Annotated in this window: 9 protein-coding genes; all 9 read right to left on the bottom strand. The window is 34.0% G+C overall.

The features are described from left to right. Positions 1-5: 5 nt before the first annotated feature. From EV143_RS20260 to EV143_RS20300, 9 genes are read right to left on the bottom strand one after another with little or no spacing between them, the layout of a single operon-like run. Entirely contained in the window at positions 6-4,334 is a 4,329-nt protein-coding gene (locus EV143_RS20260) for an eCIS core domain-containing protein (RefSeq protein WP_133509751.1), read from the bottom strand. Positions 4,335-4,338: 4 nt separating this feature from the next. Beyond that, positions 4,339-5,634 (bottom strand): eCIS core domain-containing protein, encoded by a 1,296-nt coding sequence (locus tag EV143_RS20265; protein WP_243739923.1) that lies wholly within the window; start codon positions 5,632-5,634, stop codon positions 4,339-4,341. A 40-nt stretch (positions 5,635-5,674) separates the two neighbouring features. Continuing rightward, positions 5,675-6,535: a DUF6734 family protein gene (locus EV143_RS20270; protein WP_133509752.1), complete on the bottom strand. Its 861-nt coding sequence runs from the start codon at positions 6,533-6,535 to the stop codon at positions 5,675-5,677. A gap of 21 nt (positions 6,536-6,556) precedes the next feature. Beyond that, positions 6,557-7,384, bottom strand: coding sequence for a DUF6734 family protein (locus EV143_RS20275; RefSeq protein WP_133509753.1), 828 nt, complete (start codon positions 7,382-7,384; stop codon positions 6,557-6,559). Beyond that, positions 7,381-7,959: a hypothetical protein gene (locus EV143_RS20280; RefSeq protein WP_133509754.1), complete on the bottom strand. Its 579-nt coding sequence runs from the start codon at positions 7,957-7,959 to the stop codon at positions 7,381-7,383. The genes EV143_RS20275 and EV143_RS20280 overlap by 4 nt, the downstream gene beginning before the upstream one ends. Before the next feature lie 11 nt (positions 7,960-7,970). Next, on the bottom strand, positions 7,971-9,659 hold the full coding sequence (locus EV143_RS20285; RefSeq protein ID WP_133509755.1) for a contractile injection system tape measure protein: 1,689 nt from the start codon (positions 9,657-9,659) through the stop codon (positions 7,971-7,973). Further along, positions 9,643-13,089, bottom strand: coding sequence for a PKD domain-containing protein (locus EV143_RS20290; protein WP_133509756.1), 3,447 nt, complete (start codon positions 13,087-13,089; stop codon positions 9,643-9,645). Before EV143_RS20290 ends, EV143_RS20285 begins: the two co-directional genes overlap by 17 nt. An 11-nt stretch (positions 13,090-13,100) precedes the next feature. Beyond that, positions 13,101-15,803, bottom strand: a complete 2,703-nt coding sequence (locus EV143_RS20295; RefSeq protein WP_133509757.1) for a hypothetical protein — start codon at positions 15,801-15,803, stop codon at positions 13,101-13,103. Next, complete coding sequence (locus EV143_RS20300) at positions 15,791-19,168, bottom strand: baseplate J/gp47 family protein (protein WP_133509758.1); 3,378 nt, start codon at positions 19,166-19,168, stop codon at positions 15,791-15,793. Before EV143_RS20300 ends, EV143_RS20295 begins: the two co-directional genes overlap by 13 nt. Positions 19,169-19,177: the final 9 nt, after the last annotated feature.

Genomic DNA, 19,177 nt, shown 5'->3' on the forward strand with positions numbered 1-19,177 from the left:
GATTTCTAAATAATTTGACCTGATTTAATTCTTTTAACTGTGTCAATTGAAACGCCAACCTCATCCGCTATCTGTTGTCGTGTTTTTGTTCCCTCTGCTAAAAGTACTTTTACTCTATCTATTTCTATACGAGTAGTTCTTTCTCTTGCAGGTCTTGTTGGTTCAGAATTTCGTTTTCGTTTTGATTTATTGGCTCTTTCTTCATCACTCAACTCATTTGGTAATATATACTTATCTGCTTCTCTTTTTATATTATTTGCAACTGGAAAATTAGTAAAACTTTCACCTGAGATTTCTTCTAGTTTATTGTTTAATGGTTTTGCATTGACATTGAATCTTGTTGCTACTTGATCTTCTGCATCTATAATGTCTTTCTTATCGCTAAGTTCTTGTTGTAATTTAACTTTTAAACCTTCATCATCAATATCGTCTATACGATTTGCATATTCCCTTTCAATATTTTGTTTAAGGCTGCCTTTGTCAGATCTGGAAGCATAAATCGCTTCCACCTTATATTTATATATCATTGGTTCATTTTCTTTGTTTATATTTCTTTTCAAAGTGTTTTCAACACTACTTTCAAAGGTTTGATTTCCAGATTCAGATTGTGGGGTTAGGTTTTTAAAATCATCCCCAGGTCCATGTAAATGGCTGCTAAGTAGGTGGCCATGTTTATAGAATCTTACGGAGGATCCTTTTGATTCGTGTCTTTTTCCTAGTTTTTCAAAGGTTCCTGTAGAAAGTGATGTGACTGCACTAGAACCTTCAGGTCCTTTTTTTGTGAGTACATTTATTTCCATGGATGTTGCAAAACCTCCAGGTGATCTGCCTCCATAAACAGGAGGGGTGGATTCTGGGATTTCACCTACTGCAGACTCCATAAAAACAGCTGTTTTTTGTGCTAGAAGACCTAGTTGTCTATCAAATTCTGCAGAATTTCCTGCACCTTCAGTATTATTAGAAGTGTTGGTACTTTTCAATCTTTCTATGGCTTCTAATATTACTATAGCATCCCTTTTAGCTGTGTCTTTCTCTGTTTTTTTGGGATCAGATGCAGCAAAAGTCAAATTAGTTATAAAATTCTTGTAATCTTGTTCTTCGCTTTTGACCATTAACCTTTTTTCATTACCTACCTGTTTAAAGAAAAATGTATGTTGTTCTCCGCTCTGATCCCTAAATTCTTTTCTTATTCCTAGCCATCCCAAAACAGCATCTCTGGCATTCGCACCCATAGCCATAACTCTGTCTAACAAAGCCATTCCCGTATCCACCGCTTTATTTACCAGCCACGTAAGCGCCTCATCAACCATTTGTTGTACAGAAATAATCATTTCGCCAATTCTTGCCCCAATTCCTGTTAACCCAACCTGATTCGCTAAGAAACCTATTACAACTGGCATGGCTTGTCCCATAGTTCTTTCGAGATAATTTGCGGCTGTGGCTACATTACCTCGGGCTAAATCGGCTACGCCATTGACAAACGAATTAACAACTTCGAGCATTTCACGCAAGTATTTGATAAAACTTTGTATTGCATTAAAGAAAGCCATAGCACCGTTTATCACAGCCATGATTCCGGTTGGGTCAAGCATGCTTAAAAGTCTGGCTGTTATTCGATTGACAATACGTTCCATGACAAAGTTTTTCACGGCATCGAGAACGGTATTCCATAAATTACTAAGCTGTTCCTGAATTTTATCCCAAATGGCAGCCATACCGCGTTCCTGAACATCTTTAATAAATGTCCAAATACCTTCAAGCGTATTAATCATGCTTCTAATTCTGGCAACTCTTGCAGGTCCAATGCGAGGATGTGCGGCTAATTTTTCCCAGATTTTTTCCATCGAGATATTCAATACTTCCATTACCCAGGTAATAACACCTTGTAAAGAGAAATCAGTAAGGACCGGAATATTAGCATCTTTTAACTCGCTCATTAGCCAACCGGTTACACCATTGATTAAATGGGTTACGATATTGTCAAAAAACTGAATAAATCCTTGTTTTAAGGCTCTGAGAATATTTTTCAGGAAACCAATTGGATCTTTCTTGATATCATCAATTGCTTCTAAAGCTCTTGTGATGATGTTTCCTATGAGATCGAATGGGAAATTCATAATCTCTAAAATGGCAACAATGACTATTCGGATAATTTCTGCCACAAAAGCAATTAATCTTCCAATAGGCTCTCCAAATTTGTCAATGATTCTCATGAAAGCATCTATTGGATGAATGAGGTCATCAATAGTCATAGAATCCCAAATGTCAGTAAACAATTGTATTATAGATTCTGGTGTCATATTGAGGGTCGCTACTGCTGCTTCAATTTCACCTACTATTCTGGCTATTGCACCAGATTCAACCATTTGAGCATATTGTTCTTCTCCGCCATCCATGAGGCTCATAAAACCTCGTATTAGATTTGGAACTGTGCGAGGTACAGCTTCTTGTGTAAAAGGATCTTTTCCAATAATCACTTTAACAAGCGAATAACCTCTTACAGTAGCAGCTTGAGAAGACAGCCATCCTAATAATGACTCTTTAACAAGTTCCAATACTTTTAATGCTACGCCTGAGGCAAAATCCCAAACGCGCTGCAGAAATCCTCCGGCCTGAGCTGCAAGTGCCGAAAGATTATCAGCAATGTTTGCCAGATTTGAAGGCTGAATAGCATCCCAGGCTGCGGTTATGAGTCCGCGAAGCTCGCCTAATAACGAATTGAAAGTTCCAACCTGAGTGTCAAGCCAGTCGGCCGTTTTTTGTAGCGTGCCTTTTTCGCGCATTTGCTCAAGCTCGGTTTGCTTGTCTATAAGTATTAAGAAATCTTCTAATATTTCTACCGTTGTAGCATTGACTTCTTCATCGCGTAACGGATCGTATTTGATTATTTTTTTGATTAATGACCAGGCTTTGTTTTCTGCAAGTATAGGTTCAGCTACACCAATCAAAGCTTCTTTTATCCAGGTAATAACCTGATCTACAGTTGCACTTACAAAAGAAGTTATTCTGTTAACTACTTCATTAAATTTTTCAGTTACTAAATCAATTATATCTGTATAAGGAAAGGATACCTCATCCCAAACATCTTCAACTAAATCTAAAATACTGTCGATTGTTAGTCCCAGTTCACCTAATTTTCCTTCTACCCAGTCAAAAACCTGCTGAAGAATTCCATATTCCTGAAGCTTATCGAATATAGCAGTTCCAAAAGGAATAAGACCCATTAAACCTTCAACCAAATTAATTGGAGTTCGTTCTACATCAATTTGTCGTAACGGGTCGTAACCAATAATAACGGTGAAAAGAGTGTAACCCGGAACGTGTCGTGCCTCATTGATGATCCAATCCGGAACTAAATCGAGGAACGAACCCTGAACCATTTCGGGAGCAGGGGAGATTGGTTCCGGTTTTTTTCTAATAGCTGCTCCCTGCTGTACGGTATGTGTTAATTCGTGGGCGAGTAAATGCTTGCCATCCTGCGAATTTGGATTGTATTTTCCTTCGTTAAAATAAATATTGTTTCCGGTTGCAAAAGCCTGCGCTCCCAATTGCTTATTCATTTGAACAGCGTTAGCGTCATTGTGTATGCGGACATTGCTAAAATCCGCTCCAATGTCGGATTCCATTTCGGTTTTTACTTTTCCGGATAGTGGAGAACCTCTACCTTTGCTGCTGTTTAAATTGGACTCTAGATTAGAATTATCGTTAGGATTGGCATCCCCAGCAGCACTTTTTTGTATTTGTTTTTCCTCGTCTTTGGTTTGTTTTTCTTCTTCTTTTTTCTGTTGTAAATTTTCTTCTTCCCCTTTATTTTGAATTAAAGGTTTAAGTGAAAGCGTATTTGTTGAGGTAGTTTCTGTTTTTTTGACTTCTGTCTTATTTTGAATTGTCTCCTCTTTTTTCTGGATTTTATCTTCGAGTTTATTCTGAATAAAGGTTTTTGATGCAGAAAAAGCCGGATTGATTTCTCGTTTTTCTGTTATTCTGGAATCGAGTTTATTTTGGATTGATTCACCTTTTAACTGTGTAACAGGCGTTATGGTTTCGGCTGCAGTTTTTTGCTGAATTTCTTTGTTTTGTTCTTCTTGCTTTTGAACATCACCCGCCAATTTCTTTTGCATTACTGGCGATGGCGAAAAGAAAGTGTCTGTCTTTGCTGTTTGTTTATTGGCAACCACTTGATCTGCCACCCTATCGGCTTCAGCTTCAAATTTATCGTTAGATTTTCCTATATTCAATTTTGCCTGTACCCCAAAAAAAGATTCCTTCCCCTTGTCATGATGTGACGCGGAGTGCGAAGGATTCGTATTTGTTTTTTTGGTTAAGACTGGCATATTTTTATTGACTTACGCTGTAATTTGATTTTAAAGCTGAACTGGATCTTGAATAAATTCTGATAAAATATTTATCTCCGGGAGTAACACTTGCGATCTTAAATTCTAAGGTTGAAGGGATGTTACCTGGTGATAATCTTTTTGAACCTATATTAGTATCGTCTATTATACCACATTTTATAACCTGAGCACTGAAGTCTTCTTTGATCCAGGAGCCAACAGGGTTCATATAATCTACATCAATAACTATTTTTAAAGCGTCACTTTTGGCAGGGACAAAAGTTTCTGTATAACAGGTATTGTGATAATCATGACATGAGCCGGATAAATTTAAAGTCGTAGTTGAGCCACAATCTGAATCAGATAGTTTTTGAACATTATTTGTTGTCTTGCTGCCTGTTTGCTGTATCGTATGCGTGAGTTCATGCGCAAGTAAATGTTTACCTTCTTTGGAGTCTGGGTTGTATTTTCCTTTATTGAAATAGACATCGTTACCATGTGTAAAAGCTTGTGCGCCCAGCTGTTCGCTCATTTGTATAGCTTTGCTGTCTGTGTGGATGTTTACATTACTAAAATCGGCACCAAAACCCGATTCCATTTCTTGCTTTGTTTTTTTGTCCATGCCATTGCCACTGCCTTTTGAGCTTTTAAGGTCACTTTCAACTCCTTCATTTACTGAGTTTGACTCATTTAATTTTGCCTGAACTGGTTTTTTTTCTTCCTTTTTTTCTTCTTTTTTCTGAACCTTTTTGTCTTCGTTCTCGCAATCGGCACATTTTTTCTGAACCTTTTTGTCTTCTTCTTTTTCGCCCTTTTTCTGTACTTTTTTATCTTCTTCCTTATCGGATTTTTTTTGTACTTTCTTGTCTTCTTCTTTTTCGCCTTTTTTTTGTACTTTTTTGTCTTCTTCCTTATCGGATTTCTTTTGTACCTTCTTGTCTTCCTCTTTTTCTCCTTTTTTCTGTACTTTCTTATCTTCTTCCTTATCGGATTTCTTTTGTACTTTTTTGTCTTCTTCTTTTTCCTTGCCCTTTTTTTGTAGCGGCTTTTCTTGTGCCAGATCTTGTTTTTGAACCGTTGAAATGGTTTCTGAAATAGGCTTTTGCTGCACAGCTTCTTCACTTCTCGATTGAAGCAACCCTCCCGTTTTACGTTTGTTAACTACTTTGTCAGCAACATTGTCGGCTTCTGTTTCGTATTTGTCTCCTACCGTGCCTGTGGTTAGTTTTTTTTGAATTTTTGGTCCAAAAAAAGGAGAAGGAGAGGCGTTAGCTATTTTTTTTTGTTCAAATTCTCTCATGACTTATTATTTTACCATTTTGGATTAATAATTTGTTTAACTAAACAAACTGCGGATTATTCGCCATAACACCTTCTTTCTCTAATGCGTTTTTTATTTGAATATACCAATACGGAAATATTTTAGAGAGCCGAAGTTCAATCTCGTCAACAACATATTTTTCATATTTTTTCATTCCAAAAAAATGAGAATACCCAATATTATCGGCATATTTTCCTTGCTCTGTTATGTTTTCTCCTTTCAATAGTATTGTAGGATTATTGTTTTTATAGTTCAATAGCGATGCAAGGGTATATTGTTCTATTAAAATGCAAGTCTCATAACCTTCTTGTTTCAATAGAGAAAAGCTGTTTTGGTTTTCAACGTATATTTTCTCCAAATCATAATAGCTTTTTATAAATTCATCGCGAAGTTTGAGATCGTTAAAACCAAATATTCCACAATTATAGGAATAGCCTAAATTGGAATGCCAGTAAGGAAGGTTATTCGTGTATTTGGTAAATAATTCGACTTGCTTCTGGTAATGGATTTCATAAGTATCTTCTTTGCGTTCTACTATTACATCATCAAAACTAAAATCTATTTTTTTCTTAATAAATATGTCGGTATCTACATGAACAAATGGCTTTGTTTGTAGTTCCATAGCATTAATTTTAGATTTCATCCAAAGTTCTATTTTGTTGTCATCCTTCACTTTGGTAACAGCACAAGGAAGCATGTGTAGGAACTCAAAGCCTATTTCATCTACATAAAGCTCAATTTCATCATACCACATATGACTATATAATATACTTAGAGCAGTCATGTAGATAGTTTCCTTTAGTTTGTCTCCCATATTCCATCTGTTATTCATAATAGGAAGCACATCAAGGCTATAAATTATCCTGTGTCTTTGTTTCATATACAGCTATTTATAGTTTTTTTAAACGATACCTTCTTTTTCTAAAGCATTCTTTACTTCTTTGTACCAATACGGAAACAGTTTAAAAAGCCTGTTTTCTATTTCCTGAACAATGTCTATCCTGTATTTTTTTTGACCCACAATGTGTGAATAACCAATTTTATCTGCTAGCTGGTAATTTTCGAACAAGTTTTTTTTCCATAGCAATAATGTTGGTTTAATATTATGATGATGTAATAATGCCGCCAGATTATATTGTTCTAAAACAATGCAAGGTTCTATTTTTGCTATTTTTGGATTATGATTTTTTATAAAGATTTCTTCTAAATCATAAAAAACTTTTAAAAACTGATCTCGAAGTTCAAAGTCACTAAAACCTAATACTCCACAATTATATGCATATCCCAGATCTGGTTTCCAATAGTCTAAATTTTGAGTATATTGATTAAAAAAATCTACACGATATTTGTACATACTGTGTAATTCGTAATCATTTTGTTCAACAATTACCTTATCAAAATCAAAATGTATTTTTTTCTTTATAAAGACATCATTATCAAGATGTATAAAAGGTTTAGTTTGTTTTTCGATAACATCAATTTTCGATTTCATCCAAATGACAGTGTCTTTATTACTGCTAATTTTAGTAACTCTGCAAGGCAACATATAAAGAAATCTATAAGCTGTTTCATCAGCATAAAGCTCGATGTCTTTATACCATAAATGGCTATATAGTATACTTAATGCAGTCGAATAAATCGTTTCTTTAAACTTATTCCCCTGATTCCATCGATTATTACTAACAGGAAATGCATCTAAGCTGTAAATTATTCTAGGCTCTTCCCTCATAAAATATTTTTTTTAATAGTATGAATTAAGTTTTTTTCTTCCAGAAAAGTTACATTGTTGTACAAAGAAGCTTTTCGGCTGTGTTTATATAATCGTCTCCATTCGTAATTTATTCCTGCTATTTCAGAGGTTTTTAGATGTATCTCATTGTTATGAAATTTTTTCATTTCATTAAATGAGGAGTGCCATACCATTTTGCCCAAAAGAGGTGATTGTGTAAGGGTTAATCTCGAAAAATTATTTGGGAAATTATCTACATTTATTTCCTTGCCATAAATTTTGAATTTATAAACCAATGTTTCTCCGTTTAAGGTTCTGTAAAATTTTGAGGTATACCTCTTTATATCAACTTTATTCTTAATAGGATTTAAATCTTCTTCGTTTTCATACATTATATCCAAATCATTTATTTGCATTTGATAGTACTGACGAAGGTTCAAATAATCTGCTACTCCTCCGCAAAAGGCGATTTTCGATAAATCAAGATTATCGAATACAAATCCAAACGCTTTTTGCTGTTCAGTAAAAATATTTTTTTTATCGTATTCTAAAAAAGAGGTGTTTTCAACATTCATATTTTTAATTTTTACCAGTTAACATATATGATTCGTTTTTTCCAGGCCAATTTTATGATGCTCAAATTCCAACTTAATTTGTCTAATAAAATATCTTGTGTTTTTCGCTCTATAATTATTACAGGGCTTTCATCTCCATTGATACTTAGTTTTCCCGGGCGTTGCAAAAATTGGTTTTGCAGCAATTCTGCCGATGATGTTTTCATTATATCCCAATTGCTCAACACGGCTTGCAGCATTGTGGTCGCTTCTTTTTTCATTTCTTCAGAGAGTACAATGTTTCTTTCAATAGGTTCGTCTATTGGAATATTGCATAAGAATTTTTCGAAAGTCATAGCGTTCTCATAATCCTGTTCTTTTCCTGTGGCTATATAATGCAAAAGGTGCGTGGCAACTTCAGGATTATTTATGCTGTTGTCTTTATTGAGCAGTTTGCAATTATCAAAAAGGGATTTCAAAAAGGGATGAATCAATACTAAACCCACATTGCCAACATATAAACCGCTAATATTTGCATCTATTATAGCTTCTTCTTTTCTAAAAGAAGGATCTTTTTTATCGATTACTTTTTCGTTATTATTTGGAGTTTTTTCTTTTGAATTATCTGATAAAGACTCGGTATTTTTATCGGCGCTGTGAACAATCGCATCTTTGTTTTTTAACAAAATCAAATCCGGGTTGGGCGTTGTTTTTTCATTATTTTCCTGAATTTTTTCTGTTTCTATTTCTGTCTCCGTTTTTATTTCTGCTTGGGGTTTTGGAGCAGTTTCTATTCCCGTTAGAATAACTTTGTCAAGTTTTTTTTCGATAATCAAAACAATAGTATTAAGGTTAGCCAGCAATTCCAGTTCGTTTTTGTTTTCTATCTGATTTTCAATTTCCTTTAGAAAAAGTTCTTTGTGTTTCAAAAAGCTGTTTTTTTTATGAAATTCAAACACACTGCAAATCAATCCGGAAAGCTTTTGTTTTACAATTGCATCTCTTGTCCCCAAAAGGCTTAAAACAACTATTTCCCACATTAAAAATCTTTGATTTGGAATTAATCCATTTTTTGCAATACTGCTTTCAATGTGTTTTTTTATGGCGCTAATCCTGATTATTTTGGCACTGCTGTCAGCACTATTTTTTTTAAGTAATATTCCTTTTTTAATAATTGTTACAATTTGTTCATCAGTAAATTGTTTGATAAACCTTGTTCTCGCAATTGTTTTTTGGACTGCATTTGCCCACTTAAAAGAAAAGGTTTCATCATTTAGGATTTCACCAAATGTAGTGTCATCTACTATTTCAAAATCATGATCTAAGGTTGTCCACCAGGTATTTGTGCCAGTTTCCAGGAAATAAAAAAAGCTTTCTATTCCTTTTTCCTGTGGTCTGATGCGTCTATAGCTCTCTATATTTGCATCTTCTTTTTCAAAAACTTCTTCAACTTGTTTTGTAATTTTTTTTAGGATTTGCTCTTTGAAATCTTCAAAATCCAAATTTTGATTTATGGCAATATCAATGTTGAGTTTGTCTAATTGTATGCTGTATTGAGGATTTTTTGTATCCAATTCATTAAAATAATTTTCTAAAATCGAGAATATTTCCTTTTGCAAAAACGCATCAATATTGTCCTTGAGATAATATCCTTTTTCTTTAGAATTGGTATTTATCTCAAGGAAAACCTTATTGATAATATGTTTATTTGAATTTAGCACTAGTTGTAAGTTCTTCTATTTGTATATTTAAATTAGACAGTATAAAATCGATTTTTGCAAATACTTTTAGCATGCTCGACAAAAACTCTTTCAATGATCCGTCCTTATCTGTATTGAATTTTAATTCGATGAAACTTTTAAATAAATCATTAAAAAGCAATGCTGTTCGCACAATTTGTTCTTCAGAAGTTTTAAGTGTCTTTGCATCCTGACATCTTAAAATAGTGTAAAACAAGGATGTATTTAGCGATATAAGTGTTTGTACAGCGGAAATCTGATTTAAATTTTGCAGTCTGATGGCAGCGGCAACAACTGTGGATATAAAATTGAAATATTCCTGCGTGAACAATTCAGGTACTTTAGCATTTGACTTACCGTTGATGTAACTTTCAAGGTTTTTTTGAACTTCGGCAAATCTGTTTTCAGTTTCAGAAATTAAGTTAATTGTGTCCTTATTGAATTTATTTAAAACGGAAGTTTCTTTTAAACTGGAAGTGGTTCCAATTGAATTTTTTACAAATAAATCAGCATTGTCAAGACATGTATTTACTTCGGCTTCTTTCCTAATCTCAATTAATCTTGGGCCATCGGTTACTGAGCCACATTTGCCTTCGGCTATTAATGAAACGGAAATAGAAGATTCATTAAATAAAGCAGTTGGTCTTGTTATTGAGTCTTTTTTATCCGTTTTTACTATTTCCTTATTAATTTCCCAAATGTAAGTTTCGGCATTTTGGGAATTGTTGTTTAAGGTCAGCATTCCCGTTGGATCTATAACAAATGTAAAACTGGCAGTAGGCAGATCTAAAAGTGTAATAGAAAGATTGGATGGTTTGCCGTCTATCAAAATGGTTACGCTTGTGACAGCCGGCGCTACAATGGACGGATTAAACCTAAATTGTCCTCCTTTTAATGCTACAACTCCTTCTCCGGAAATAATTGCTCCTTTTATATTTGGTTCAAGGGTTAGGGGCACTGCTTTATCATTTCTACAAAAAGATATGTTATTAAGTAATCTGTTGTATATCAGTACTTTTGGGTCTTCAATTTCAAAACTTACAGGCTGAGTGATTTGAAAACCGCAGTTGCCATTGTCTGCACTAAGAGTAACATCAAATGTGAATTTTTTTTGTGATTCACTATTATACTTGTAGATGTGTTTTATTTCTGTTTTTTCATCTGTAACAGGTTCGCTTTTGTCGCCAAAATTCCAGGTATATTTATTACCGGCAAGATTTTCTCCGGTTACGGTAAAAGTAACTTCGGTTTCGCTAATTCCTGAGGGTTGTGAAGGAACAGCAACAAAATCAAATATTGGTTTTTCAAAGATGGTTATGGCACATTTAGTATCAAAATTATTAACTGTAAATGTTATTGTTTGGCCTATTAACTCTTTGCTGACTAAATTTGGATCAAACACAAGAACTCCAAGTTCATTTACCGTTACCCCACCGTTTTGATCGGGTCTAACATTAGCTTTTATAAAACCTCCCGCTGGAGATACTTTAAAAGGCAGAGGAGGTGTTTTGCTGTCAAAACAAATTTTATCTACAGGTAAAGTAAGACCTATATTATTTTCGTCGCAACATAAATACGGTATTGAAAAATCAGCAACAATTGGATTTAAAATGGGTATTCCTTCAGCAAATTTCTCGAAGTCACCGGTTAAAGATAGTCTGCGGCTTTTATAATAAGGTGTTTTTTCTTCCAGATATATCATTATAAATGTACCTCCCGGAATTACGCCTGCTTTATGCTCGTAACCATGGTTTTTGTTGAGGTAATATTTGGTGAAATTTTGAATGGTTTTATCCAGTTCATTAGCATTTACTGCCAGGATCATTATATTAAATCCGAGTCCGTTTTCTAATCTAATTTGTTGAATAGCTTTTAATGCTTCTTTGTAATTGCGTCCCTGGTGTCCTTCAATTCTGTAAAAATCGCTATCAAGATGAATTTCGAGCGGTTTTTTAGTATTCAATAAATCATCATGGTAACTAACATTGTTTTTTTCTAACCCTAAAATTGTTTTATCAAAATCCCAGGTCTTAATAAGCAAATCGTTTACATTATTGTAAAAAGGAATGGCTTTTTTGCCCAATTTACCCATTTGCAAAGACGGCGTAATTTTTATAACATCATATAATGGATTGTAGTTTTCTAATAATTGTGCACTTCGCAGAATAAGACTGTACACTCTTTGTCTGGATGTGTTTTCGCCGTAGCATATTTTTATTTCATCTGCTGTTGCGTCTTTTTCCTTTTTTTCTGAATCTTTAACAGGAGCGTCATCAGCTGCAAGACAGTCATTGCAAGTGCTACCGTTTTCTCCTGTAAGTAAAGGCGATTTGTAAAAAGCATGACGGAATTCATAACAAGGCTCGGTTTTTATTAGTTCGCCCAGCATTAAATGTTTTGGAAAAGCATTAATATCAGGAGAACAATAATTATCATCTATAGTAAGCAGCAGTGCTTTGGTTTCGTTGTACGTATCAATAAGGTCGTTAAGCAGATCATAGAGGTATTGAAAATCCTGAGGAAGTACCGGGTCTCCTTCAAAATTAAATAGTTCGGTTATCTTTTTTTGAATAGCATCTAAAACAAGTGGCATATTTAAGCCTGTCAGCAGCTTATTGTAGCCATCCTGTAAATTCTTAACAACATTGTTTTTGAAAATCCCTTTGGTAAAGGTTTGTTTTATGGCATCAAGATGTACAAAATCATCGGGTTTTAGTACAATTCGGTTTGATTTTAGGTCCGGTAAATTATAGTATAAATTAGAATAATTGATTTTGCCAATCATGCTGTCATGATTCATTATTTGTGTGGCAACGGCTTTGCTGACAATTAAAACTTTAAAATTGCCCACAATTTCCAATCCCTGATTGTCGCATGAAAGACTTACGCAAAGGTCAGATTCTTTTTCATAAGACTCCAGATATAAAACAATTACGGCATCTTTCAACTCAAATTCTGTATTTGCGGTAAATTCTAATAAAGCAAAATTGGGGTCTTTTTCTTTTTTTTGCTCTTCTTTTGTCAAGAGTTCAAAAAGAGGTAATTGCTTGTTTGCCCCATCATAAAAAAAAGGTTTGTAAGCCGCTTTTGTATTATCATAAATTTTACAATGCGTATAGGTTTTGGAGTCAAAATCAATTTTTTTATTTCCCAATATATTTGCCTGATATAATTTAAAAAGATCACCATCAGTAGTTACACCAGTTCCTTGTGTTATTGAAATGTTTTTTTGATCCTCATTATAAGCAGCATAAAATCCGCAAACTATACCAACGCCACTCAGGTAAATGCGGGATAGGCGATCCTGATCGTCAAAAAAATCTACTACCTCATTAAGGTTTCCTTCTGTAAGTACCTGATTCTTTGTGAATCGGCGGTATTGTGTTGTTATTGTTGAAAGTTTTGCTGACATGAGAATAGTTTTTATAGTGATCCTAAATTCGTTTTTCCTAGTATAATTTTATCTGACAATCGCTCGTTTTCATCACTGCAATCAAACAGTCGTCCGGTTGGGTAAACATTGTCCAGAACGGTTAGCGCCTTAATAAAGCTGATTAATTGTGGTTCCGGCTGCTCTTGATTCAAATCAGTTTTGGCGAATAAGTAGTCTTTATATGTTTTTTCAAATTGAACAAGCTGGTTTTCTGCGGGGTCTTTTACATCTTTTTCCCTATATCCAATCCAGCATATTTTTGCCAGAACGTGTGCCGGCAATTCTTCCTTAATTATTTTTTCTATATAATTTCTAAAATCGGTATTGGCAAATCGCAATGTATATCCGGGCAGCACAACACTCACACGGTAGGAGTAGGGATCTATTGGTTCGCAATTATCGCATTCATCGGCGCAAATAGGCATGAAAGTATCTGGATTTACTGTTGTCAGATTTACATCCGGACGGAGCATCATATGTTCTATCAAAAACATTCCTTCCTCGGTAAAATCTTCTTTCATAAATTGAATCAATTCCAGAATCGATTTTTCTAAATCCGGCAAATTAGTATAGTATTCAAATCTGCGGGCAATAATACGGTTTGGGTTTTTCTTGTCTTTGATTGCAGGATTTATAATGTCATAAGAATATTTCCCGGCATCTGACTTTTGAATTAAAATATTGTCAATAATGGATAAATCTGTTATTATGCCGTTTTTAAAAGCCTCTTTTATTTTATATTCCCGAGTCTGAATAATTTGCAATACGGCAAAATAAAGCTCCTTATTTGCTGCGGAAGTATCGAAGTATTCTGCTGTTGAAGAAAGTACAATCTCATTATGAGTGTCTACAATACGCCATCTGTAGACAGATTGATTGTCTGTATCAATAAAATTGTACATCTGGACAAACGAATTAGAAAGGTTCCTGCGACTGTAATCTTTAATACCAATAAGTCTGGAAATCCTTTTTTCGGCTCCTGAAACATTATTGGTATTCCATAAATTGGCAATGGGCTGTTTGTAATAATCAAAAGCATTGCCGCGCTCTTTGCTTACTACTTTATAATCTTTCAAAAAATTTTCTTTGTCGCGCAATACTACCTGATCTGTAGTGTTGCCATAAATGGTTTTGTTAACAAATACGTATTCCGAAAAATTTTCGGCAAAACGTGACAGGAGATGGTCTAAAATTTTATTTCTTCGTTCAATATAATTGTCCTGTTGGTCAAAAAGCAGTGCTGTAATAGTTTCATCGTCGTAATCTTCATATTTGTCTACAATGTCATTAGCACCTTCAATATCTTGAACGACTTGAGTAAAAAGAGTTCGGGACAAATTTCCGCTTACAGAAAGCAATTCGCTTACTTTACCTAATTGTTTAAAATAACTTCCTAATATCTGATCAAAAAATAAAAGATATCCTTTTAATTGTTTTGCTTTAGATTTACGTTCAATAGATGCTCTGGAAGGAAGTCCCACTTCGCCAATTCCATAGGTTTCAGGAAAATCATTTTGTATGGTTGTATAAATATCAGTGTTAAGATATTCGCCATTTGGTATTTCTAATTCTTTATTCTGGCTGGCGTTGGTTGTCGCTTTATCTTTTTCGGCCTTGATGGCGTCTAAATAAATTTTTACCTGAGCCTGATTGATATTGAGGGGCAATAATCCTTTGTTGTAATTGAAAACACTTTTAGCACAAACAACAGGTTTTTGGTATTCTGAAAGGCAAATAAGCCATTTGTTTTCCAGGTCATCACCGCCACAATTTCCCAAAGAAATATCTTTAATTAGCAGTACATCGGGAACCGACATTATTATTCTCATAATATCTGAGAGACGCACTTCGTTTCTCAAATCGGCCGTAAGCAATTCTTTTGTATCAATAAAACCATTCTCTAAACTTGGACCATCAAAAATTTCCAAAGTCGAATATCCTTTGTCAATCATTTGTTTTAGGGAATAAAAATTGACCGTTGTCGATAAGTAATTTTCCAGAGCAGTAATGACATTTGCATGAACCAGTTCTTCATCGGCTTCAGTATCTACTTCAATATCTGCACATATTTTTATGGGATAGTCTACCACTTTTTTTATATCAACAAGATCTTCGCAAAGGTTTCTGTTTGCATGATACTGCTTTCTTATTTTTTCTTTAACGATCTCTATTTCCGCAGGTTTTGAGCTTTCAAAATCTACATAAAGATCATATAAGCCATTGAGCCCGAAAGATTTTCTTAAATTGTCTGATAGATTTTCATAATCCTTAATATCATAAGAAAGTTTATCTTTTTTGCAATCTACATACACTGTTTTTTCATGTTTTGCGAGCCAGCAATTTCTAACTCCTTCTATGTCTATAAATAGTTTTCGGTAATCATTTTGCGTGACCGGACTTGATGACAATACATCTGAGGCTTTAAAAAACTGTTTAGGAATACCTTTAGTGCTGTCATTAGATTCTAATATATTTTCTATAGGGAGATTAAGTCTCATGCCAAGATCAGAAATGGCGTAGCAAAGCATCTCCAGCATCGTAATACCCGGATCATGCTCATTAAAATCTGTCCAAAATTTACTGCCAAAAGACTCGATATATTCGATTCCTTTTTTTCTTAAATAAAAGAAATCCAAATCGTCCTCGGTTGCTGATTTTTTAGGAATGGTGATATGTTGGTTTAGTATCGACATTTTTCAGGTTCTTCAGTAGTTTGTGGTTTACAAGTTATTATGTTGGTACCGATAATGTGGTTTTTAACAGAGACTAAAATGTTTTTTGGGCTTGATGGTGACAGTGTGGTTAAAAAGTCTAAAAGATGTACATTGGCCTTGTTGTTTTCTGTATCTTCTAATAGTTTGGGATGTTCCTTATCTGTTTTTTTATCGATATATATTGCCATTTCAAGCGTAGATAAAAAATCTACATAATGTAAATTTTCGATATATTCTATAACAATACTTCGTTGCAGTTCTACTCCAAATATGATTTGCTTAGAAGTATCAAAAGCCCAAGGAGATAAAAATTTTATAAGATCTTCATTGAGCTGTTTTTTATAAAAATTCTCATCGTATTGCGGATAAAACTTTACATCCAATTTTATTATAACTTTTTCATAATCAGGATTAATTGCTTTTGCAGACACTTGCATTGAGTTTTTAGAATTAATAAAATTCTCTATGCTGTTCAAAGTGGCTGTGCTTACTCTTGGCTCATAAATATCGAATACATTTTTGTCTACGATATCCGGAATTACTACCAGCGTTACTTTTCCCGGAGATAAAAACGAAGTATTAGTACCCGAAATAAAAGTATGGTTAAGGCATTTTACTCTAAAAACATTTGGAAATTCCTGCAAAATAAGATGCTCATAATCCCAAAGCGTTATAGCCCTGTTTTTGTGGCGCAAGCGTTCACTTACACGCAGATAATAGGAGGGATCAGACTCTAATGGTTTTCCTGAAAATGAATTAAAAGGCTGGTCAATATTTTTAATTTGCGGAACCCTGGTAATTAATTTAGATATTGTTTTCGGAGGCAATGTGCTGTCTAAATGAGATAAATTATTGTTATTGTCAAAAAATTCGGCGGTAACAACCTGAGTTTTTACATCGATAACTTTACAAACAGCATCATAATCTTTGTGCATTTTTGCTTTTATCCAAATTGTATTGGCTGGAAACAGTGTATTGTCATTAGATGCCTGCTTTGGAATACTAAATTTTATGATACCCGATTTTAAAAAGTTATCGATACCATTTGCCAAAATATCCTTATCAAGATTTTTCCAATAATTATAACATAATATGTACCATTCTACTTTTTGCTTTCCTGTAAAAGTGGGAACGCTGGTATTTTCGCTTCCTTCTAATATTTGAAATAATAATGAAATCTGCTGTAATATTTCGGCATCCTGAAGGCCTACATAAAATTCGCCTCCATTGCAATAATCCGGAACCAAACAATTAGTAATTGGCGTGGCAGTATCTAAAATTTCTTTATTGATGGCTTGTTGTTTCAAATACGAATGTTCTTCACGCTGACCAAAAGGAGCTTCATGAAACAATTTTATTCGGTTAGACTCGTAGGCAGTAAAATCAATAGTTTCCTCAGCAGAATAATTCAGGCTTATGCTTTCTACAACCGGAGTGTAAGGCTCATTTGGAATAGGCGTTGATGGAGTTGTAGCCACATTCATTATTGCCAGAGTATAAACCTTTGGAAATAACGAATGTAAAAACGATTGATTTAATGTTAATCGTATCGGACCGCTTTTGTCAATCGCATAGGTGTTCCCTTTTACATTGATATTAGATTCAAATACTTTATCACTATCAGGATCATCAAATAAATTAACAGCTGTATTTTGATTCTCCCAAACTTCTTTGTTTAAAACAGATAATGTTGCTTTAAAATAGTCTTTTGTAACAATTGGACCGTTTAGATTTATTGCAATTGAATCGTTAGTTTCTAAAGCAATTTTTGATTCTGAATCTGTTTTTTTTGTAATTCCATCTTCGGGCTGGTTGGCCTTCATTTTGGCTTCAATGTTACCTTTGATGAAAATGGCATCAATAAAAATCTTTTTACTTATTGTTTCAAGAAAACTTTTTTTGTAGGCAGCATAATGAGTTTCAAATGATAATGGAGTGTTTTTCCACTTGATGTTAATATCAGCCTCTGTCCATTTTTTAGAAAAGATTTCAGGATAATTTATTATAAACGAGCTGTTTTTTTCAGGTTGAGCTGTAAAAGGATAGAAGGGCTTTGCAGCATTAAGTAAACCGTTATCACTCTCTAACAATAAAGATTTCACATCCTTAACCTCAACTTTTGCGGTAATACTGGTGATTGCTTTTGTCACTAAAGTTCTAAAAAGATTATGCCCTTTAGGATCTTGCGTATTGATTAAAAATCGAATTACAGGAAGTTCTGTAGAGAAAAATTCACCTAAAACTTTCTGGTCGTAGTTAACAATTGCCGGGTCATCCTTTGGTATCTGAAAAACCAATCTTAATTTGTTGCCGCCAATACTTGAAGATTGACTTCCATTCTTAAAAGCAATGGCTGTGCTAAGTTTAAAATTTCCAATCCATCCTTTTTTTCCACTATATAGAATGCTGATGTTTTCCAAAAGATCATCTACATTAAATGGATTTTGAAAAGTTAAATTTCCATCAAAAGTAATTGTGATGTCAATATTTCTATCACCTTCCTTAAGATTAAATAATTCTGAAGCTATTGCAAAACCTAATTTGGCATCGCTTAATTCCGGATACTTCTTTTCATTGGATGTATATCCAAAAGGAAACCAATATGGAGCGTCTTCTTTTAAGGGTTCACCTTTTCCATCCAGAGAATTTGCAATTTCACTGTATTTTATTTCGCCCAAATCAACGTCATTATACACACTTTTTAAGTAAGCTATATTGGCTTTATTGGCAATAAATTCTTCGGTGGTTTTGTATATTAATTTTTTTCCATCGGGATCTTTTCCGGCATCAAGTTCGGTATTTACGGCAATTTTTTCTTCGGCAATTTTTTTTGCCAGCTCAAAAATGATATTGACCTTATCCGCTTTTGCGGGAAGTTTTTTGATTTGCAGTATGTCTTTGTAAAAAAAATCTAAATGCTTTTTCGTAATAAGATTAAGTTTGTTTTGGGATAATTCCAATAATTTCAGGAAACACACAAACAATGTCATGTGAGGAGTAAGGTCCTGATTTATATTAGCATTAGATAATGTTTTGGTAATATTTTCTTTTAAAACAGCATATTCTTTATCTGTTCTTTTCGGTATGCCATCCGGAAGATTATCTTTTGAAAAGCCGAAATAGCTAAAAAATTCCTGCCAATCGCCTTCTGGGGTTTTATCGTTATCAATGTCGAAAAAGTTGACTTCTTTTGCAAAATTATAAGCAAATAGCAGCCAGTCCTCAATAGTAAAATCATGAAGTTTTAGGTTGCCCGGCTCTAGTGCTTCACTAAAGCGTTCTTCCTGGTTGACTCCATTTCTTTTAAAAATAACATTGTCTATTTGGCTGCTGTTGGTACTCATAGCTTATAA

It is taken from the genome of Flavobacterium chryseum, from assembly GCF_004362015.1.
GTDB lineage: Bacteria > Bacteroidota > Bacteroidia > Flavobacteriales > Flavobacteriaceae > Flavobacterium.